General features: G+C 72.1%; 22 protein-coding genes and 3 pseudogenes. 10 read left to right on the top strand and 15 right to left on the bottom strand.

What is annotated here, in order from left to right:
* Positions 1 to 330: 330 nt before the first annotated feature.
* Complete coding sequence (locus ACIPSJ_RS50915) at positions 331 to 792, bottom strand: hypothetical protein (protein WP_401357066.1); 462 nt, start codon at positions 790 to 792, stop codon at positions 331 to 333.
* On the opposite strand from ACIPSJ_RS50915, the gene ACIPSJ_RS50910 reads away from it, so the two are divergent.
* Complete coding sequence (locus tag ACIPSJ_RS50910) at positions 779 to 1,135, top strand: CAP domain-containing protein (protein WP_401357063.1); 357 nt, start codon at positions 779 to 781, stop codon at positions 1,133 to 1,135. The genes ACIPSJ_RS50915 and ACIPSJ_RS50910 overlap by 14 nt on opposite strands.
* Here ACIPSJ_RS50910 and ACIPSJ_RS50905 read toward each other — a convergent pair.
* From ACIPSJ_RS50905 to gvpK, 11 genes and pseudogenes are all read right to left on the bottom strand, one after another.
* Complete coding sequence (locus ACIPSJ_RS50905; RefSeq protein ID WP_401357060.1) at positions 1,065 to 2,204, bottom strand: MSMEG_0565 family glycosyltransferase; 1,140 nt, start codon at positions 2,202 to 2,204, stop codon at positions 1,065 to 1,067. The genes ACIPSJ_RS50910 and ACIPSJ_RS50905 overlap by 71 nt on opposite strands.
* Positions 2,205 to 2,225: 21 nt before the next feature.
* A complete protein-coding gene (locus ACIPSJ_RS50900) occupies positions 2,226 to 3,062 on the bottom strand; it encodes a carbon-nitrogen hydrolase family protein (RefSeq protein ID WP_359225816.1) in 837 nt (278 codons plus the stop codon).
* Positions 3,059 to 3,910 carry a carbon-nitrogen hydrolase family protein gene (locus ACIPSJ_RS50895; protein ID WP_359225814.1) on the bottom strand — a complete coding sequence of 284 codons (852 nt, stop codon included), beginning with the start codon at positions 3,908 to 3,910 and terminating at the stop codon, positions 3,059 to 3,061. Before ACIPSJ_RS50895 ends, ACIPSJ_RS50900 begins: the two co-directional genes overlap by 4 nt.
* A complete protein-coding gene (locus ACIPSJ_RS50890; protein WP_401357056.1) occupies positions 3,907 to 5,439 on the bottom strand; it encodes an MSMEG_0567/sll0787 family protein in 1,533 nt (510 codons plus the stop codon). The genes ACIPSJ_RS50895 and ACIPSJ_RS50890 overlap by 4 nt, the downstream gene beginning before the upstream one ends.
* Positions 5,409 to 6,506, bottom strand: coding sequence for an MSMEG_0568 family radical SAM protein (locus ACIPSJ_RS50885; protein ID WP_401357054.1), 1,098 nt, complete (start codon positions 6,504 to 6,506; stop codon positions 5,409 to 5,411). The genes ACIPSJ_RS50890 and ACIPSJ_RS50885 overlap by 31 nt, the downstream gene beginning before the upstream one ends.
* Before the next feature lie 12 nt (positions 6,507 to 6,518).
* Positions 6,519 to 7,043 (bottom strand): MSMEG_0572/Sll0783 family nitrogen starvation response protein, encoded by a 525-nt coding sequence (locus ACIPSJ_RS50880; protein WP_355707415.1) that lies wholly within the window; start codon positions 7,041 to 7,043, stop codon positions 6,519 to 6,521.
* Positions 7,044 to 7,129: 86 nt separating this feature from the next.
* Positions 7,130 to 7,945: an amidohydrolase family protein gene (locus ACIPSJ_RS50875; RefSeq protein ID WP_401357051.1), complete on the bottom strand. Its 816-nt coding sequence runs from the start codon at positions 7,943 to 7,945 to the stop codon at positions 7,130 to 7,132.
* A 16-nt stretch (positions 7,946 to 7,961) separates the two neighbouring features.
* On the bottom strand, positions 7,962 to 9,278 hold the full coding sequence (locus tag ACIPSJ_RS50870) for an MSMEG_0569 family flavin-dependent oxidoreductase (RefSeq protein WP_401357048.1): 1,317 nt from the start codon (positions 9,276 to 9,278) through the stop codon (positions 7,962 to 7,964).
* Positions 9,275 to 9,580, bottom strand: coding sequence for an MSMEG_0570 family nitrogen starvation response protein (locus tag ACIPSJ_RS50865; protein ID WP_359225799.1), 306 nt, complete (start codon positions 9,578 to 9,580; stop codon positions 9,275 to 9,277). Before ACIPSJ_RS50865 ends, ACIPSJ_RS50870 begins: the two co-directional genes overlap by 4 nt.
* Before the next feature lie 451 nt (positions 9,581 to 10,031).
* Positions 10,032 to 10,205 (bottom strand): CsbD family protein, encoded by a 174-nt coding sequence (locus ACIPSJ_RS50860; protein ID WP_365689622.1) that lies wholly within the window; start codon positions 10,203 to 10,205, stop codon positions 10,032 to 10,034.
* 83 nt (positions 10,206 to 10,288) lie between these two features.
* Positions 10,289 to 10,423, bottom strand: a pseudogene (gene gvpK, locus ACIPSJ_RS50855) (gas vesicle protein GvpK); the annotation flags it as partial.
* Between gvpK and ACIPSJ_RS50850 the strand changes: the two are divergent.
* The 5 genes and pseudogenes from ACIPSJ_RS50850 to ACIPSJ_RS50830 form a co-directional block, all read left to right on the top strand.
* A pseudogene (locus ACIPSJ_RS50850) lies at positions 10,415 to 10,624 on the top strand (NADH-quinone oxidoreductase subunit D); the annotation flags it as partial. The pseudogenes gvpK and ACIPSJ_RS50850 sit on opposite strands and share 9 nt — an antisense overlap.
* A gap of 355 nt (positions 10,625 to 10,979) precedes the next feature.
* Positions 10,980 to 11,537: a hypothetical protein gene (locus ACIPSJ_RS50845; RefSeq protein ID WP_401357045.1), complete on the top strand. Its 558-nt coding sequence runs from the start codon at positions 10,980 to 10,982 to the stop codon at positions 11,535 to 11,537.
* Between the two features lie 31 nt (positions 11,538 to 11,568).
* Entirely contained in the window at positions 11,569 to 12,048 is a 480-nt protein-coding gene (locus ACIPSJ_RS50840; protein WP_401357042.1) for a hypothetical protein, read from the top strand.
* A 62-nt stretch (positions 12,049 to 12,110) separates the two neighbouring features.
* Positions 12,111 to 12,266: a DUF6131 family protein gene (locus tag ACIPSJ_RS50835; protein WP_355707458.1), complete on the top strand. Its 156-nt coding sequence runs from the start codon at positions 12,111 to 12,113 to the stop codon at positions 12,264 to 12,266.
* 364 nt (positions 12,267 to 12,630) lie between these two features.
* A pseudogene (locus tag ACIPSJ_RS50830) lies at positions 12,631 to 12,759 on the top strand (ArsR family transcriptional regulator); the annotation flags it as partial.
* Positions 12,760 to 12,785: 26 nt separating this feature from the next.
* Here the strand turns inward: ACIPSJ_RS50830 and ACIPSJ_RS50825 are convergent.
* Entirely contained in the window at positions 12,786 to 13,628 is an 843-nt protein-coding gene (locus tag ACIPSJ_RS50825) for a GAF and ANTAR domain-containing protein (RefSeq protein WP_401357040.1), read from the bottom strand.
* Between the two features lie 298 nt (positions 13,629 to 13,926).
* On the opposite strand from ACIPSJ_RS50825, the gene ACIPSJ_RS50820 reads away from it, so the two are divergent.
* Positions 13,927 to 14,235, top strand: coding sequence for a cupin domain-containing protein (locus tag ACIPSJ_RS50820; protein WP_401357037.1), 309 nt, complete (start codon positions 13,927 to 13,929; stop codon positions 14,233 to 14,235).
* A gap of 53 nt (positions 14,236 to 14,288) precedes the next feature.
* On the opposite strand, the gene ACIPSJ_RS50815 is transcribed toward ACIPSJ_RS50820, so the two are convergent.
* Entirely contained in the window at positions 14,289 to 14,888 is a 600-nt protein-coding gene (locus ACIPSJ_RS50815) for a muconolactone Delta-isomerase family protein (protein WP_401357035.1), read from the bottom strand.
* Between the two features lie 337 nt (positions 14,889 to 15,225).
* Here ACIPSJ_RS50815 and ACIPSJ_RS50810 point away from each other — a divergent pair, with 337 nt between their 5' ends.
* A complete protein-coding gene (locus ACIPSJ_RS50810; RefSeq protein ID WP_401357032.1) occupies positions 15,226 to 16,032 on the top strand; it encodes an MBL fold metallo-hydrolase in 807 nt (268 codons plus the stop codon).
* Between the two features lie 178 nt (positions 16,033 to 16,210).
* Complete coding sequence (locus tag ACIPSJ_RS50805; protein ID WP_401357029.1) at positions 16,211 to 17,185, top strand: aldo/keto reductase; 975 nt, start codon at positions 16,211 to 16,213, stop codon at positions 17,183 to 17,185.
* A gap of 32 nt (positions 17,186 to 17,217) precedes the next feature.
* Here the strand turns inward: ACIPSJ_RS50805 and ACIPSJ_RS50800 are convergent, their stop codons facing one another.
* Positions 17,218 to 17,913 (bottom strand): type 1 glutamine amidotransferase domain-containing protein, encoded by a 696-nt coding sequence (locus ACIPSJ_RS50800; protein ID WP_359225772.1) that lies wholly within the window; start codon positions 17,911 to 17,913, stop codon positions 17,218 to 17,220.
* Between the two features lie 223 nt (positions 17,914 to 18,136).
* On the opposite strand from ACIPSJ_RS50800, the gene ACIPSJ_RS50795 reads away from it, so the two are divergent.
* On the top strand, positions 18,137 to 18,778 hold the full coding sequence (locus ACIPSJ_RS50795; protein WP_359225769.1) for an AAA family ATPase: 642 nt from the start codon (positions 18,137 to 18,139) through the stop codon (positions 18,776 to 18,778).
* Positions 18,779 to 18,837: the final 59 nt, after the last annotated feature.

The raw sequence follows: 18,837 nt of genomic DNA, 5'->3' as shown, positions 1-18,837 counted from the left end.
TAGTAGAAGGCACTCTGACGACATATGGGATTTGTCCGTCTTGGGGTGCGGAGGCGGCGAGCCTGGATTCACGGCTTTCCATCCGCGAACCGCTTTCATCCGTTCTGCGCGCACGCAGGGATTCTGACGGAGCAACAGATCGCCGGGGAGGTCCCGGAGACCGGACCGGCGCCCCCCACTCCCCCGGCGAGGGTCGCGCAAGCCTACTAAGCGGGATAGTACGGACGCCCTTTGCGCTCCTTCCAAGGGCGTCTTAAGAATGGCGACCCGCAGGACGACGCCGCAGTTCAGGAGCGGGTTACGCATGGGTAGACATCGTAAGAACACGCATTACCGGCGGATAGTCATCGCTGCCGTCGCCGTGGGCGCCGTGGGCATACCGTCCGCCGCCATGGCCTGTACCAACTGGCCCGGCAGTGGTGGAGGCCGGTCCGACAGCGCCGAGAACAGCGCGACGAACGCCTCGTGGAACAAGAAGGGCTGGTGGAACGACGCGAGCTGGGGCCGCCCCTGGGACGCCGACCCGACCGGTGAGCCCTCGTCGACGGCATCGGCGACGCCGAGCGCCACGAAGACCCCGAGCGCGAAGAAGAAGGCTCCGCACGCCCCCGCGAGCGCCAGGAAGACCACCGCGCCGAAGCCGAGGGCCACCGCGTCGCCCAGCGCCCGGAACACCACGGCCGCCGCCTCTTCCGCGGCCCCGAAGCCGTCGAGCACGCCGAGCGCGTCGAGCACTCCGAAGACCACCGGCACGGCGTCCGGAGTCGTCGCCCGCGTCGTGGCACTCGTCAATGCCGAGCGCGGCAAGGTCGGCTGTTCGGCCCTGACCGTGAACACGACCCTGTCCAAGGTTGCACAGGCACACAGCGCGGACATGGCGCTTCACCAGAACATGTCGCACACCGGGTCCGACGGCTCCTCCCCCGGAGACCGGATCACCCGTGCCGGGTACACCTGGAGCACCTACGGCGAGAACGTGGCCTACGGCTACGCCACTCCCGAGCAGGTCATGGCGGCCTGGATGGCCAGCCCCGGCCACAAGGCCAACATCCTCAACTGCGCGTTCAAGGAGATCGGCGTCGGTCTCGCGCAGCCCGACGGCTACTGGACCCAGGACTTCGCCACCGCCCGCTGAGCGAGCGGTACAGGGTCAGGTGGCGCCGGGCCGCCGCGGGCCAGGTGTGGGCGGCGGCCAGCTCGCGTCCGGCGGCCCGCCTGGCCGGGTCCTCGGCCGTGAGGGCGTGGCCGAGTCCGGCGGCGAGCTGGGCGGGCGTGGCGGCGAAGCGGGCGGCGGGGCCGAAGACCTCGCGCAGGACGGGCAGGTCCCGTACGACCAGGGGGACGCCGGCGGCGAGGGCTTCCATGGCGGCGAGGCCGAAGCCCTCCTTGCGGGAGGGGAAGGCGAAGGCGTCGGCGGCCGCCACCAGGGCGGGCAGGTCGGAGTCCGGTACGGGGCCCAACACGACCGGTTCCACGCCGAGTTCGGCGGCCCGGGCCGCCCAGCGGGCGCGGTAGTCGCGGTAGTCGAAGAGGGTCTCGCCGCCCGCGATCACCAGCCGTACACCGGGGTGGTCGGCACGCAGCAGCGCGTACGCCTCCAGCAGGTCGAGGGAGCCCTTGCGCGGTTCGATACCGCCGACGGTCAGGAGGTAACGGCCCAGGCGGGAGCGCCAACTCGCCCTCGCCGCCGGGTCGGTGGTGGCGAAACGGTCGTAGGCCACGCCGTTGGGGATCACCTGCGCGGTCAGCCCCCAGCCTTCACGCAGCTCCCCCGCCACGGCCGTCGACACGCAGACGTGCGCGTACGGCTCGACGATGGCCCGCTCGTGGCACGCGGCCAGTTCGGGGGTGGTGAAGTGGTCGATGTGGTGGACCGTGCGGACGCAGGGGCCCACGGCGTTGGCGCTGATGCAGTCCTGGGCGTGGACGATGTCGTAGGGGGCGGGGTCGAAGGCGTCGCGGAGGGTGGCGATGGACCGCAGGACGCGCCGGCCGACGGTCTCGTCGGCGGGGCCGTCGGCGAACGGCACGATCCGCAGTCGTACGGCCGGGCTCACCGGCCGGAAGAAGCCGGTGTCGCCGCCCCGGCCCAGGGTCCACACCGTGACGTCCTCGCCGAGCGCCGCGAGGGCCTCCGCGAGGTGGAGGGTGTGCACGACGCCGCCGCGCGGCCTGGTGGAGTAGCTGAGCAGGGCGATCTTCACGAGGGTGCTCCCGGGGGCAGGTTACGACGGGTTCTCGCGGTAGGCGGCGGGGCGGCGCTCGTCGAGGTGGCGCAGGACCCGGCGGGCGCGGTCGATCTCGGCGGCCACGTCGACCTCGGCCACCGCGAGGCCCGCCTTGGACCAGGTGCGGGCGAGGATGTCGCCGCCGGGGCCGACGACCTTGGCCTGGCCGAGGAAGCGCATGCCGCCCATGGCGCCGGTCTGGTTGGAGGAGGCGAGGACGAGCTGGTTCTCGGCGGCGCGGGCCTGGTCGTAGAGGTCGAAGAGCCTGGCCTGGCGGTCCTGGGCCATGCGCGGGGCGCGGTTGGTGATGGAGGTGGGCCAGGCGGACAGGCAGGCGAGGATCTCGGCACCGTCCAGGGCGAGGGAGCGGGCGGACTCGGGGAAGGTCTTGTCGTAGTCGATGAGCATGCCGAGGCGGCCGACGGGGGTGTCGAAGGCGTCGAAGCGGTCGCCGGGCGTGTAGGCGGCGGTCTCGCCGGCCGGGAGGTGGACCTTGCGGTGGCGGCCGAGGACGCCGTCGCCGCTGACGCAGACGGCCGCGTTGTAGCGTTCGTCGCCCGCGTCCTCGCAGTAGCCGACGCACACCACCATCTCGGCGGCCAGCCGGGCCACCTGGTGGATCAGGGGGTCGTCGGGCTTGAGGGCCGGGGGCAGGGCCTCGGGGTCGGGGTGGCGCAGGTCGGCGAGGTAGCCGCCGAGGGACGCGTCGGGCAGGACGAGCAGTCCGGCGCCGGCGGCGCGCGCGTCGTCGATCAGCTTGGCGACGCGGGCGAGGTCGAACTCCAGGTCGCGGCCGAAGTGGGCGGCCGCGGCCGCGATCCGGACGGTGCTCATGTGCTGACTGCTCCCGCGTACGTATAGGTCTCGGGCCGCCGGTCGCGCAGGTGTCCCATCGACCGGCGGGCGGTCCGAAGGGCCTGGACGACGTCGAGTTCGGCGACGGCGATGCCGGCCGTGACGCCCGTGTCGGCGAGGATCTCGCCGCCGGGGTCGACGACCTTGGCGCTGCCGACGAAGCGTAGCGACCCGAAGGTGCCCGCCTGGTTGGCCGACAGCCACACGATCTGGTTCTCCAGGGCGCGGGCCCGGTCGAAGAGGTCGAAGCGGCGCTTCCAGCGGTCCTGTTCGAGGTCGGCGACGGCGTTGGTGCGGGCGCCCGGCCAGGCCGACACGCACACCCCGATCTCGGCGCCGTCCAGCGCCAGCGCCCGGGCGGACTCCGGGAACGCCTTGTCGTAGCAGATCATCATCCCGATCCGGCCGACCGGGGTGTCGAAGGCGTGGAAGCGGTCGCCGGAGGCGTAGGAGGCGTCCTCGCTCAGCGGCTGGTGCACCTTGCGGTGGTTGCCGAGGACGCCGTCGCCGGTGACGCAGACGACGCTGTTGTAGCGGTTGCCGTCCGTGTCCGCCTCGCAGTAGCCCGCCACCACTGTCATCTCCCCCGCCAGCGCGGCCAGTCGGCGGATCTCGGGGCCGTCGAGGGCGAGGGCGGGCGGGCCCTCGTCGAGTTCCGCGGAGTCGTCGAGGCTGAGCAGGTAGCCGCCCAGGCACGCCTCCGGCAGGGCCAGCAGCCGTACGTCCTGCTTCCGCGCCTCCTTGATCAGCCGTTCGGCGATCGTGAAGTCCTCTTCCAGGTCCCGGCCGAACTCGGCGGCGACGGCGGCCATCCGCAGCGTGCTCATGCGGCTCCCATCCCGGTCACTCCTGAGGCGACCGCTTCGGTGATCTCGCCGTCGGGCCAGCGCAGCCCGACGCCTTCTCCTGTGGTCAGCGCGCCGCACACGGCGCCCGTGGCCGGTCCGGCGGGCAGCGGTGGGGCGCCCGGTCCGTCGGCGGTGAGCATCGCGTAGCCGGGGAAGCAGGTCAGCCAGTCCCCGACGGTGGCCTCGGGCGGTCGCGGTACGGCGGCCACGTCGAGCACCGCCCGGCTGCCGCTCGCCTCGGCGAGCATGCCGAGGGTGCCGGCGATCCCGGCCATCGACACGTCCTTGGCCGCGGCGGGCCGGGCGGCGGCCACCGCGCCGGTCATGGCGCGCAGTTCGGCCGTACGACGGTGGCTCGTCGAGTCCCACTGGCGGCCCCGGTAGCCCGCGCGCCAGCCGCCGCCGAGGTCGGCGGTCAGCCGCACCTCGTGCCCGGGGCGTCCGCCGCCGCCCGGCACCGGACGCGCCGTCCGGCCCAGCGCGGTCACGGAGAGGGCCGCGGGGACGCCGAGTTGGGTGTGGCCGCCGAGCACCGGGACGTCGTACGCCCGCGCCGCCCGCGCCAGTCCGTCCAGCACCCGCGCGGCATGGGCGGCGTCCCTCGCGCCCACCGCGTCCAGCAGTCCGAGGGGTGAAGCACCCATCGCCGCCAGGTCGTTGACGTTGACGAGGACGGAGCACCAGCCCGCCCAGCCGGGGTCGCGCTCGACCATGGACGGCACGATCGCGTCGCACGCGGCGATCACGTCGGTGCCGGGGACGGGCGCGCCGTCGTCGCCGACGAATCCCCCGCCGCCGAGGGCGGCCCGTGCCGCGGAGAGGGCCCCGCCGACCGGGTCCCGCCGTCGGGCACGGGCCGCCGGCTCGCGCAGGCCCGCCAGCAGCGGACCGAGGGCGGACTTCACCGCCGCCGCCTGGGCCGCGATGCGCCCGATGGGCCAGCGCATCAGCGTGTGCGGCGTGTCGGCGACTTCGATCGGGCGTACGGAACGCCATCCGAGCCGCCGGAACAGGGGTTCGCTCCGCACCTGGACGGTCGCGTCGAAGCGCAGCACGCCCTCCGCCTCGGCCCGCGCGCACGCGGCCCGTACCAGCGCGGCACCGATGCCCCAGGGGCCGCGGGCGCCCGGCGCGACGACGAGCCGGCCGCCCGCCCACCAGCCGAGGTCCGGACCGTCGGCCACGGGTCCCAGCCGCACCCCGCCGAGGACCGTGCCCGCGGCGTCCTTGGCGACCAGCACCAGGGTGCGCGGGTCGGTGTCGCGATCGTCCAGGTCGTGGCCGTCGAACAGCCCCTGTTCGTGCACGAACACGTCCCGGCGCAGCCGCCGGTAGTCCGCCGACTCGGCGTGCGTACTCGCCTCTTCGACTCGGAAGGAGGCCTCGCGGGCGAGGGTGTTCCGGTCGCCCAGCAGGGCCAGGATGTCGTACGGCCGCTCCATCGCCGGCTCCGGGGATCCGTCGAGCAGCACTCCCCTCACCCGCCCGCCGTCGACAGCACGCTGCACGCCCCGCAGGCCGCGCACCCCGCCCTCTGGTCGGCGCCGCGCATCCCGGCGGCACGCAGCCGGGCGGCGACGCCCTCGGTGACGTACCGCAGCAGTTCCGCGCTCGGGGCCCTGATCCCCTCGCGGGCGGCGAGGGTGCCGCCCATCGGGCGGAAGGGGACGACGAAGGGGTACACCCCGCGTCGGATCAACTCGCCGGCGCCCGCGATGAGTTCGTCCGGGTTCTCGCCGAGACCGACGAGGAGGTACGTGGAGACGCGGTTGGGTCCGAAGACGCGGACCGCCTCGTCCCAGGCGGTGTCGTACTCGGCCAGCGGGACGGTCGACTTCCCGGGCATCCAGCGGCGGCGCACCGCGTCGTCGAGGGACTCGACGTGGATGCCGATCGCGGTGGCTCCGGCGTCGTGCAGGGCGCGGATCCAGGCGAGGTCGGCGGGCGGTTCGCACTGGACCTGGACGGGGAGGCCGGGGACGGCCCGCAGGACGGCGCGCACCGACCGTACGAGGTTGCGGGCGCCGCGGTCCGGGCCGGTGGTGGTGCCGGTGGTCATGACCATCTGGCGGACGCCGTCGAGCCGTACGGCGGCCTCGGCGACCTCGGCGAGCTGCGCCGGGGTCTTGGCGGCCACCGTGGCGCCGGAGCGCAGGGACTCCTCGATGGTGCAGAAGCGGCAGCGGTCGGACTCGGCGTAGCGGATGCAGGTCTGGACGACGGTGGTGGCGAGGACGTCGGCGCCGTGCAGGCGGGCGATGTGCTCGTACGGGATGCCGTCGGCGGTGGTGAGGTCGTAGAACCTCGGGCGCTGTACGGGGGTGAGGGTGAGGCCGGTGTCCGTGAGCTGTCCGGTCTCCTCGCCCAGCCACACCCTGCCGTCGCGTACCCGGTAGGGGCTGTCGGGGTTGCGGGGAAGCGCGGCACCGGCACCGTCGACGAGGACGTGTCCGTCGTCGCTGGGTCCCGCGCCGTCGGGCCTGCGCACGGGCGTGTCCGACGCGACTCCGTGCAGGGCGAGTTCGGCGCGGGTCATGATCCGTACATCCACCGTCGATCCGGTGCCGGTGCTCATCGCGGGGTCTCCCTACAGCTGGTAGGTGGAGTTGATGACGGCGCCCTTGCGCGCGTAGTGGATCAGCGCGTCCTGGACGTCCAGGGGGTGGGTGGGGATGACGCCCTCGATGAGGTCCTCCTCGCGGGCGCCGTGCAGGGACAGGCCGAAGCGGCAGCAGTAGACCTTGCCGCCCTCGGCGATGAACGTCTTGAGCTGGTTGTTGATGTTGTGCTCGCCGGGGAAGGCGGAGTTGCCGGTGGTCGGGAAGCCGCGGGTGGCCAGGCAGTTGAGGGAGCCGGGGCCGTAGAAGTAGATGGCGGTCTCGAAGCCCTTGCGCAGGGCGCGGGTCGCCTGGAGCACGGCGACGAAGGACACCGAGGACTCGTGGGCGATGCCGTGGACGAGGGTGAAGTAGGTCTCGCCGTCCTCGGCCTGGTAGTCGGGGAAGACCTTGGTGGAGCCGTAGATGCTGGAGCCCTCGGGGAGGGAGGGGTGCGGGATCTCGTCGAGGGACTTCTGCTCGACGTCGCTGAGCTGGGCGGCGGTTTCGGACACGGGGATCTCCTTGCGCGAGGCGGTGGTTGGCGAGGCGGTGATCGGCGAGGGGGTCGGTCGGTCGTCGAGGGTGGCGAAGGGGCCGGTCAGTCGTAGAGGGCGGCGAAGGTGTCGCGGAAGACGAGGTCGGCGAGTTCGCCGCCGCCGGTCGCGGCCGCGAGCCGGGCGTACTCGCCGGTGAAGTCGCCCCAGGGCTGGTCGCTGGCGAAGAGCACGCGGTCGTGGCCGATGCCGCGCTGCTCGATCTCCCGGGCCAGCCAGTACGGCAGGAAGCCGATGGCCCAGGAGAGGTCGGTGTAGACGCGCTTGCCGGCCGTGATCCAGTCGAAGAACCGGGAGCCGGCGAGCTTGATGTGGCCGCTCATCCCGCCGCCGAAGTGCACGAGATGGACGGCGACCCGGTCGGCGTACCAGTCGACGAGGTGGCCGACCTCGTCGATGTCGGAGGCGGCGCCGGGCGAGGTGTGGACGTGGACCACCAGCCCGTGCCGGGTCGCGGTGGCGAAGATACGGTCCAGCAGCGGGCGGCAGGCCGGATCGGTGGGACGGCCGCCGAGCAGGAAACTCAGCTTGAGCGCCTTCACCCCTGGCTCGCCCGCCAACGCCAGTGCCTGCGCGGTGCGTTGCTCGTCCTCGGGGCGCGGTGAGACCCACAGGCCGGCGCGGATCCGGTCGTCGGACTGGGCGGCCTCGATCGCCAGCTCGTTGAAGGAGAAGGCGATGGCGGGGTCGGGGACGCCGTAGTTGGGGATGACCAGGGCGCGTTCGGTGCCCTCGGCGTCCAGGTCGGCGATCAGCTGCTTGACGGTGGCGCGGGCGGTGGTGTCGGGGTGGACGGGCGGGCCGCCGTAGAAGGGATGGGCGGGCAGGACACCGATGTGCCGGTGGGCGTCGAAGACCATGGTCCGGAGGAGCCCTTCAGCCGATCGGGAGGGCGGAGGCGAGGGCGCTGGGCGCGCCGGTGAGGGTGCCGCAGACGTCGGCCAGGCGGCGCGAGGCGTCGATGTGGTCGGCGAGGAACTCGGCGTCCCGTCCCACCGCCTCGAACCGGCCCGAGCCCCAGGTGTACTGCCAGGGCAGGCCCAGGAAGTACAGGCCGGGAACGCTGCCGACGCCGCGCCGGTGCATGGGGTAGCCGCGGCCGTCGAAGGCGGGGATCTCGATCCAGCGGTGGTCGCGGGCGAAGCCGGTGGCCCAGACGACGGACGTGACGCCGGCCTCGGTGAGGTCGAGGGTGCCCGGCTGGTCGTCCGGCTGCCACACGGGCCGGTAGCGGGCCTCGGTGGGCGCCGGGATGCCGGCCGCCTCGATGTGCGCGTCGATGGCGTCCTTGATGCTCTCGGCCACCGCGTCGGCGTGGTCGAGGTTGGTCTTGAGGTCGTCGGCGAACTCCAGCACCGGTCCCTCGACCTCCGTGAGGCGGCCGTACAGGCGCATCCCGTCGCGGGCGAAGGCCCGCAGGTCGATGTCGCGGCCTCCGTCGCGGCCGGTGACGTAGTGGTTGACCCGCAGCCGTACCGCGTCGGCGTCGTCGAAGCCGTCGATGTTCTTGGTGTAGTGGCCCATGTCGTCGAGCCAGGCCACGCAGTCGCGGCCCCGGTAGAAACGGGCGACGCGCGGCGCGCCGCCGACCGCGAGGTGGACCTGGCGGCCGGCGAGGTGGAGGTCCTCGGCGATCTGGCAGCCGGACTGTCCCGTGCCGACCACGAGGACGGCGCCGTCGGGGAGTCGGTCCGGGTTGCGGTAGCCGGAGGAGTGGAACTGCTCGATGGCGGCGGGCAGTCGCTCGGCCATCCGGGGCAGCTTCGGCGTGTGATAGGGGCCGGTGGCGACGACGACCTGGTCGGCGGTGAACTCCCCTGCCGTGGTCGTGACTTCGAAGACGCCGCGCGCCGACCGGCGCAGCCGGGTCACCGACACGCCTTCCACCAGCGGCGGCCCGAAGGCGGCGACGTACTCCTCCAGGTAGCGCACGATGTCGTCGCGGACCATGAAGCCGTCGGGGTCGCTGCCGGTGTAGGGGTGACCGGGCAGCCTGCACTGCCAGTTGGGGGTCACCAGGCAGAAGGAGTCCCAGCGGCGCTCGCGCCACTCGTGCCCGACGCGGTGGGCCTCGATCACCACATGGTCGACACCGCGCTCGCCCAGGCAGTGGCTGACCGACAGTCCCGCCTGGCCGCCGCCTATCACGGCAGCCGCGTAGTGGCCTCCGTCGAGCCGGGGTGCGGGGGTCACCGCGGGGTCCCGTCCGCGTTGAGGAGCGCCTCGACCAGGATCCGGCCCTCGGCGGGGAAGGCACGGACACGGGCCGTCTCCTCAAGCCGCTCCAGCTGGCCGGAGGCACCGGTGCAGAAGAATCCGAATTTCTCCCGTACCCTCTCACCGGCGATTCCGAGCGCCGTCCGACTGCGCTCCAGGAAGTCGTCCACCGTGTACTCGGTACCCACCGTGAAGTAGTCCTCGATCACCGTGGAGGGGGAATAGCAGCGCTGGACGTCACCATCGGGCCAGCGCACGTCGAAATACATCTCGGGCATGACATCCTCCATGCCTGGCGCCGGGTTCCTCACCCCTCGCCGCTGCGTGTGACCCCTACTTCAGCCAGCGGCGATTACCGAACCAAGTCATCGGGACTAAAGGGGAGTTACGTAAACCTCACGCGGGCGCGGTCCGGGCGTCGTCGAATTTGCCCCGGAGGCAAATTTCCGCCCGCGCGAGGAGACCGCCGAGATCCACGGGACCGAGGTCCCGCGTTTACCGGGAAAATCCCCGTTCTTCGACAACGCCAGCAGCAGCAACGTGACGCACGCCATCAGGTCACCGGCCGGCAGAACACGGGCGAGCTGGTCATGTTCGAGGCAGATTCGGCGAACCGCTCGAATCTGACTTTGCCCCGCTCGGCAGGATGCCGGACGGCCGTGTTCTCCTCGCCTCCCGAGCACGAAGGGGCGGGCCCCCGAATGGAGAGCCCGCCCGGTGGTCGGCTTGTCAGGGCTTGAAGACGTCCTTCGTCTTCTCCTTGGCCTGACGGGCCGCGCCCTTCGACTTCTTGGCCTGCCCTTCGGCCGTCATCCGCTCGTTGCCCACGGTGCGGCCAACCGTCTCCTTGGCCTTTCCCGCGGCTTCTTCGGCTTTGCCCTTGATCTTCTGCTGCTTGGCCATGGTCCTTCTCTCCTCGCCCCATGGGGAATCGGGCACCCGTCCCGAGTAACCCCCTGCCGGGCGGTGAAACGGAATGAGGGTCGTCAGTCGGGGCCCGCCGGTGGGAGAAGGGTGCCGAGCGGGCCGAGGTCCAGGTTGAGGTCCTCCATGGTCAGGCCGTAGGTGGCGCACAGGTCGGACATGCGGTCGTGGAGGATCATGAGGGTGGAGCCCAGCCTGGGGTGAAGGCGGCCCTGTTCGCCACGACCGGCGTGCTGCTCGACCGGTTCGGCTCCGTCGACGAGCACGGGCTGTACCGGCGCGGCCGGGAACTGCCGTTCGTCGGGGCGCTGTTCGCCGTCGGCGGTCTCGCGCTCGCCGGTCTGCCCCCGTTCGGCACGGGCCTCGGCAAGGCGGTCACCGAGCATGCCGGTGAGGGACGGTTCCCCTGGCTGCCATGACCGTGTGGCGCGCCGGGGTCAAGTGCTCTTCCGGGTGGGGGATTCGGGTCCGTCGTCGTGTTCGGCCTTTTCCCGCACGTCCCTCGGTGTGGGCGCGGTGACATTCCGCTGCTCCGCGGATCGCTGCCGTGTCTCGTCGTCGGGCGGAGGTGCGGCGTGATCGCCGGAGGTCGTCTTCATGAGGTTCTCCTCTCAGGTTCCCCCACAGCCGCGTGACCCCGGTCGGCGGCACGAAACCTCCTCTTCTCTCCCGAACACTTTCCGCGCCTCGGAATACCCGAGGCAGAAGGGGTACCCGGAAGGACACCGACCCATCGGAAAGGAGGTCGGGCAGATGTCTACCGTCACGCTTCTGGCGATCGTCATTCCCGTCGCGGTGGTCGTCGTCCTGATCGCACTCACCGTGGTTCTCCTCCGGCGGCGCAGGGCTCTGCGCGAGCGGTTCGGTCCGGAGTACGAGCGGACCGTCGACGGCGCGGACAGCAGGCTGGCCGCGGAGCGCGAACTCAGCACGCGCGAGAAGCGACATGACAAGCTCGACATCAAACCGCTGCCCGCCGGCGCCCGGGAGCGCTACACCCGGGACTGGGACGACGTGCAGCACGAGTTCGTCGACCGGCCCGAGGACGCCGTGCACGACGCGGACCGGCTGGTGACGTCGCTGATGCGGGCACGCGGCTATCCCACCGAGAGCTACGACCAGCAGCTGAAGGATCTCTCCGTGGAACACGGTCGCACCCTTGAGCACTACCGGGCCGCCCACGAGATCGACACGCTCAGCACGGGCCACCAGGCCACCACCGAACAGCTGCGCAGCGCCATGGTGCACTACCGCGCGCTGTTCGACGAACTTCTCATCGACGGCGGTCAGGCCCGCCATGCCAGGGCCTGACCGCGAGCAGCGGGGATCCGACGGAGGCGCCATGGAACGCAACGACACAGCGCACACGACCGACACCGGCCTGTCCACCGAGGACCTCGTGCGGCCTCGCGAGACCGGCACCGTCCCGGACGGCACCGAGCCGCCCCCGATCTACCCCGGTGAGAGCGACGCACGAGTCGGCATGGACGACATCGGGGCGGACGAGGCGGGCCCCCCGGCGCCGACGGCGCGGGCCGGGGACGCGGACGAGTTGCCGCGGCTGCTGACGCCCGGGGACGAGGAGGACTTCCGCGCACGCTGGGAGAAGATCCAGACCGCCTTCGTCGACGACCCGCGCGACACCGTGCAGGCCGCGGACAGTCTGGTCGCCAACGTCATGCAGACGCTTGCCGCGACCTTCGACGAACACAAGAAGGAACTCGAAGACCAGTGGAGCCGAGGCGGGGACGCCGACACCGAAGCACTGCGTACGGCGCTCCGCCACTACCGCTCGTTCTTCAACCGCCTGCTGACCAGCTGAAGAAGCCCCACCCTCACCCCATCACCAGTGGCCGACGCCTCGGCCGGAGAGAGGAGACGGCGATGATCGCCCTCGGCGTCATACTGCTCATCCTCGGATTCGTCTTCAACATCGGGTTCCTGTGGACGATCGGGATCATCCTGCTCGTCATCGGGCTCGTCCTGTTCCTCCTCGGCTCGCTCGGCCACTCGGTCGCCGGCCGACGCCACTACTGGTAGCCGGTGAACAGGCGACGCACAGAGAGAAGATGACGTGCCGTGACCGCGCCGCGCCGTCTATCGCGGAGACCGGTCCAGTGGTCCGGCCTCCGCGGCGGTCCTGGCCCGGGCGACGGCCATCGTCAGCTGCCGCTGGACCTGTCCGGGCAGCGACGCCCCCTGCACCACGCCGGCCACCACGTGCCTCGTCGGGGGGCAGGCCGAAGGACGCCATGAGGATTCCGCGGGCCAGGTCTGTCTCCGGCCTGGTGCGCATCGCCCGCCGCAGCTGCACGGCCTCGGCCTGTAGTTGCTGACTGCTGTCGAGGCAGAACTCCCCGCTCAGGGTGACCGGCATCCTGGCGTCGTCCGGGGCCGCCCGCACCAGCAAGACGGCTGTCTCTCCCACACCCGCGGTGGCCGCACCAACCAGTACCGGATCGATCCGAGCAAGGTCCTGCGCCGTCCGGCCCAGGCCGGGCTCACCATGGCGTCCCTGCTGTCGATGCTGGTCATGCGCCCTGTGCCGGGTTCCCCGGCTCAGTTCCGCCGGGTGGCGCTGCCGTGGAGATCGTTCAGGGCGGTGAAGACGGTGGTGTTGCGGTGCCACAGGATCCAGCGGCCGACCTGGCCACCGAGGTGGTGCAACGCGGTCAGCCGGGCGGGGCTGAAGCCGCCCACGGGCCGCTCGTGATGGGTGGAGATCATGCCCATCACCCTGCCCTTGGGGCTGACGAGGGGCACGCTGTGGCAGGCGCGGCTGCCCGCCCGCAGGATCGTCTGCCGGGATGTCTCGTCGAAGATGTCGGAGGAGGCGACGTCCTTCACGGTGACCTGCCGGCGTTCCTCCGCGGCCTGCGCACAGGCCGTCGTCGAGTCGTCGACGAAGGCGAAGTAGTCGGTGAAGTGCCGGTTCAGCCCGATGTGCTGCTCCAGACGCAGCATTCCGCACTCCGCCAGCTGCACATTGCCCATCGGAGCGTCGGTGACGCGCAGGGTGTGGCGCAGGGCGGCCTTGAGCACGGCGCTCGGGGAGGTGAGCTGCGAGGGGTCGGTGCGCAGTGCGGGAATCGCGGGTGCGGCTCCTTGCGGACGATTCGGCACCCAGCGGGGGGCACCGGCTTCCGGAGCCGGAAGGCGCACGGCGACATCGGCGAGGGTGTGGAGTCTGACGTTGTACTTCTGCGAGGTCCGGCGCAACAGCTCGAACGCTTCCTGCCGCGAGGGGATCCGGTAGCGCGTCACGAGGACCTCTTCGGCACGGGCGACACCGGCGCGGGCCAGTCGGCGGTTGCGCTCGTCGACGGAACTCGGCGCGGAGTCCTGGGCATCACGACGCTCCGCGCCCGACGACGCGTCCGACGTACTCGGATACTCGGTCACTGACCGCGCCCTCCTGATCGCTCGACACCCGCACGGCACCCCGCAGTCGGGTCCCCGCGCGAGCGGCGGCACTGCGGCGCACGATACGCATGCCCCGAACGGCCAGCGGCAGACGGAGTGTGCAGAGATCAGGTTCGGCGACGGAGACATAAGGCGTCCTGGGCCGCTGGACGACACCGGCCGAAGCCGGCGGCGGGATTCGAACCCGCGTCACCCGCGTGGAAGGCGAAGTATCCGCTGCCTGCGCACCTGCACGAAGAGGACGCTAGCCGACCGTGCCCACGCCAGGCATCCGGATTTGGGCCGCCCAGGGCCTGGGGGCCGTCCTGGAGAACGGCCCGGCCGCCTGACCCCGCCGGCACAAGAGAGACGTTTCAACGCATGGGCCGACGCGGTCCGCTTCTCCCCCGGTGCGCGGACCGCCTGGCACTCCCACGGTCTGCGCCAGGCCCTCTACATCGCCGAGGGCATCGCCCCGATCCAGTCCCGCGGCGGAGAGATCCGCCAAGCACGTCCGGGCGACGTGGTCTGGACTCCGCCGGGCGAGGAGCACCGGCACGGCGCCGACGTCGAGTACGGCGGCCCCCGCCAGGGCACGCGCGCCTGACGGGTTCGTTCCGTCGGCGGCGTGGGCAAGGTCGTACCCCCGCGTCGAGGCCGTCAGCCCTCGCGCGGCCCGAGCCCGGGATCGTTCGGGTGTTCGGTCAGTGGGGTCGTCTCCGTGGCGAGCCACGGCGCCTGGGGAAGCGAGTCGAGGACGATCCGCAGGTCGGCGGGGTCACGGGCGCGCCACAGGCCGAGCGCCCTGTCGTCCGGGGTCCGCCACAGCCGGACCAGGTGGCCTTCTTCGGCCAACTCCTTCGCACGGGCCGCCTCCGCCGGGACCGTGTCCGCCGGCGCCCGGGACGGGTCGCCCTCGGGGGCGAAGGCGACCAGGAACTCCCGGTCCGCGCCCGCCGCCCCTCGCGAGGCCGGGCCCGGGTCGTTCGGGTGCGGGGTGAGCGGTGTGACCTCGTCGCTGCGCCAGACACGCAGCGGCATGGCGGCGAGGAGGTCCTCCAGGCGTGCCGCGTCCGGCGCGGCGAACAGCCCGAGGGTGCGCCACTCGCCGGGCCGCAACGGCGGTCGCCAGAGCCTCAGCAGGTGGCCCGCCTCCGCGAGCCCGCGGGAGTTGGCGGCCTCGCGCGCGCGGACGTCGTCGACCTCCTCCGGAGAGGTTCCCTCCGGGACGCGGGTGGTCATGGTGACGAGGTATTCCATGGCGGATCGCCCTCCGGCCCCGGGACTCCCGGCCCCGTCGACGTCCGTGCCGGCCTGGGCCGGAGCCCATCGGCGCGGTTCGGCGCCCGGAACCGTCGTGCCGCTCCACCGTCTCGCACCCGGAGGGCGATCGCATCCGCGCCGGGGGGCGTCCGGTGACCGCACGGAACTCACCGCACCACGCTCGCCACACCACACTCGCCGCACCACGCTCGCCGTACCGCACTCGCCGCACCGCGCCGCCAGCGTCCGGACGGTCGTTCGCCGTGCCCGCCCGCCGTCGGTGAGGGAGCCTGGAGTCCACCGTCGGCGGTCCACTCATCAGCGAGGTGCGGTCATGGCTCACACAGTCGGTCCCGAACGCCGTCCCTGTGCCGTTTCGGTGCTGGGCGGGCCGACCACCGTCATCGACATCGGCGGGCTGCGCCTGGTGTGCGATCCGACGTTCGACGAAGCGGGCGACCACGGCTATCTGACGAAGACGGCAGGCCCCGCGGCGACCGAGGCGGACCTCGGTGCCGTCGACGCCGTACTGGTCAGCCATGACCTGCACCCCGACAACCTGGACACCCGGGGACGGGCTTTCGCGCTCCGGGCTCCGCTCGTGCTGACCGGTCCTGCCGCGGCCGGGCGGCTGGGCGCACCCGCGCAGGCGCTCGCGAGCTGGGAGACCGCCCGCGTCGTCCGCCCCGACGGCGGGGCGCTCGACATCACCGCCGTTCCGGCCCAGCACGGGCCGGACGACGGGGAGCGCGACCAGGACGGGCAGGTGAACTGCGAGGTGACCGGCTTCGTGCTGAGCGGCGACGGCCTGCCGACCGTCTACGTCAGCGGGGACAACGCCTCCGTGGGTGTCGTCGCCGAGATCGCCCGGCGCCTGCCGCAGATCCATGTCGCGGTTCTGTTCATGGGGGCGGCCCGCGTTCCTGCCAAGATGCGCGGGCGCCCGCTGACGCTGTCCGCGGAGCGGGCGAGCGCCGCCGCGTCCGTGCTGGGCGCGCCCGTCGTGGTTCCCGCGCACTGCGACGGCTGGGCCCACTTCAGCGAGGAGCGCGCCGACATCGCGAACGCGTTCGACGACGCCGGACTCACCGGGTGCCTGCGCGTGGCGGAGAACGGCACCTGGATCGACCTGCCGTTCTGACCGCCGACCGGTCCGACGGGCGCTGGGAGCCGGGGCCTCTCACGTTCGAGAAAACAGGTCCCGGCAAGGGCCCGCGAGACCTTTGACTCCCTCTCGTCCGGCCGCCTACCGTCTCGTAGTCGACCGGTCGGCTAGCCGACGGTCGCTCCCTCCCCCCATCGACACGAAGGCAGCACACATGCGCACCACCACCCTCGGCACCCATGGACCGGAAGTCGGCGTCATCGGCCTGGGCGCCATGGGAATGAGCTTCGCCTACGACATGGCCGCCCCACGCGACGAAGCCACCTCCGTCTCCGTCCTCCACCAGGCCCTCGACCTGGGCATGACGTTGATCGACACCGCCGATGTCTACGGCCCCCACACCAACGAGGAACTCCTCGGCCGGGCGCTGGCCGACCGGCGCGAGCGTGCGGTGATCGCCACCAAGGTCGGTCTGGAGGCCGTCGACCCCACCGGCGGCCCCGGCGGTTCCCCGCTGGTCAGGCCCAACGGCCGACCCGAACACGTCCGCACCGCCATCGACGCCAGCCTGCGCCGCCTCGGTACCGACCACATCGACCTCTACCAGCTCCACCGGGTCGACCCTGAGGTCCCGCTGGAGGAGACCTGGGGTGCGATGGCAGCGGCCGTCACCGCCGGCAAGGCCCGCTACCTGGGCCTGTCCGAGGTCGGCGTCGAGCAGATCCGGCGGGCCGGGGCCGTGCACCCCGTCACCACCGTCCAGTCCGAGTTCTCGCTGTGGACCCGCGACGTACGGGCCGAGGTCCTGCCGTACTGCGAACGGCACGGCATCGGCTTCCTGCCGTTCTCGCCGCTGGGCCGCGGCTTCCTCCTGGGCCGCTTCGCCTCCTTCGACGACCTGCCGCCAAACGACCAGCGGCGGCGGCTGCCGCGCTTCCAGCAGGACAACCTGCGGGCCAACCTCGCCATCGTGGCGAAGGTCCGTGATGTCGCCGACCGCGTCGGCGCGACTCCCGCCCAGGTCGCCCTGGCGTGGCTCGTCGCCCAGGGGCAGCACGTCGTGCCCATCCCCGGCACCAAGACCCCGAAGTACCTCGCCGACAACGCGGGCGGTGCGGACCTCCTGCTCACCCCGGCCGACCTCGCCGACCTCGACGCCCTCCCGACCGCGGTCGGCGCCCGGTACTGACCGTTCACCGGTGCGCGACGCGGGCTGTGCGCTCACTTGAGCAGTACGAGCAGCCGGTCCGCGAGGACCCCGGAGGAGTGCGGGTTCTGACCGGTGATGAGGTTGCGGTCCTCGACCATGTACGGCTCCCAGATCGGCCCGCGGCTGAAGTCGATGCCGACCTTCTCCTTCAGCTCGGTCTCCAGCAGCCACGGTGCCCTGGGGGCCAGACCGACGGCTGCCTCCTCCTCGTCGGTGAAGCAGGTGATCCGGTAGCCGTCGAAGGGCGACTCACCGTGGATCCTGGTGGCCAGGATCGCGGCGGGGGCGTGGCAGACGATGGCGAGCGGCTTGCCGGAGGCGAGCTGTGCCGTCAGCAGCCGGCCGACGTCGGCGTCGAAGGCCAGGTCCGCCATCGGTCCGTGGCCGCCGGGCAGGTACACCGCGTCGTAGTCCTCCAGCCGGACGTCGGACAGCTTGAGAGGCCGCCGCATCACCTCGGCGGAACGGATGATGGCCTCCAGTTCGAGGGCGCCCTCCTCGCCGCCCGCCATCGACGGGCGCAGGCTCATCATGTCGACGTTCGGGGTCACACCGCCCGGCGTCGCGACGACGACGTCATGGCCGGCCTCCGTGATCTTCTTGTACGGCATCGCGAATTCCTCGGCCCAGTAGCCGGTCGCGTATCTCGTGCCGTCCTTGAGGACCCAATACGTCGCCCCGCTCACGATGAAGAGCACTTTCGCCATCGCACTCAGCCTCCTCGCCCACGCCTGCTCGATGAGGAATCCGATGAGGAATCCGACCGCCTTCCAGCCTAGGCACACGCGTGAGGAGACGCATTCGAGCAGCTTTCCCACGACACGTCCGGACCGCCGAACTCCCCTGTCGGCTCCCGTCCTTGAAGCCTGGAGGCCTTGAAGGACGGAAGCCTCGACGCGCCGTGGGCCTCCGTCCCGTAGCGTCCCCCTCATGGACAGCCTGAAAGTGGTGTTGATCGGCGGCACCTCGCACACCGGCAAGTCGACAGTGGCGCGGGCGCTCGCGGACCGGCTCGGGTTCGGCTGTCGGTCCACGGACGGGCTGGCGCGGCACCCGGGCAGGCCGTGGCCGACACCGGAGTGGCAGGTGCCGCCGCACGTCGACGAGCACTACCGGTCGCACACGGTCGACGAACTCATCGACTCGGTGCTCGGCCACTACGAGCGGCTGTGGCCCCGGATCGAGGAACTGGTCACGGCCCATGCCCGCGCGGAACCGGACACGGCGGGTCTGGTGCTGGAGGGGTCGGCGCTGTGGCCGGCGAGCGTCGTGCGGCTCGCCGTACCGCACACGGCGGCCGTGTGGCTCACCGCCGACGAGGGCGTCCTGAGCGCGCGGATGCACGCGGGCTGTGACTACGACCGGATGCCCGCGCGGGAGCGGCCCCCGGTCGACAGGTTCCTCGCCCGTACGCTGCGCTACCAGACGATGATGCTCGACACGGTCGCACGGCTGCGGCTGGACCACCTCGACACCGGCACGGGCCGGTCTCCCGAGGACCTCGCCGCGGCGGTGCTCGCGGTCGCGGAGGGGCAGGTCGGGGTGGGGCGGACGGCCACGCGGTCGTCCTGAGGCGATCGGCCGGGTCCGCCCGTGGCCGAGGGGCCGAATTTCGTACGCGCGTACGGCGG

The sequence above is a fragment of the Streptomyces sp. NPDC090088 genome (assembly GCF_044747345.1).
GTDB lineage: Bacteria > Actinomycetota > Actinomycetes > Streptomycetales > Streptomycetaceae > Streptomyces.
Note: the sequence above shows the minus strand (reverse complement) of the source record. Positions and strands in the feature narration are given on the sequence as shown.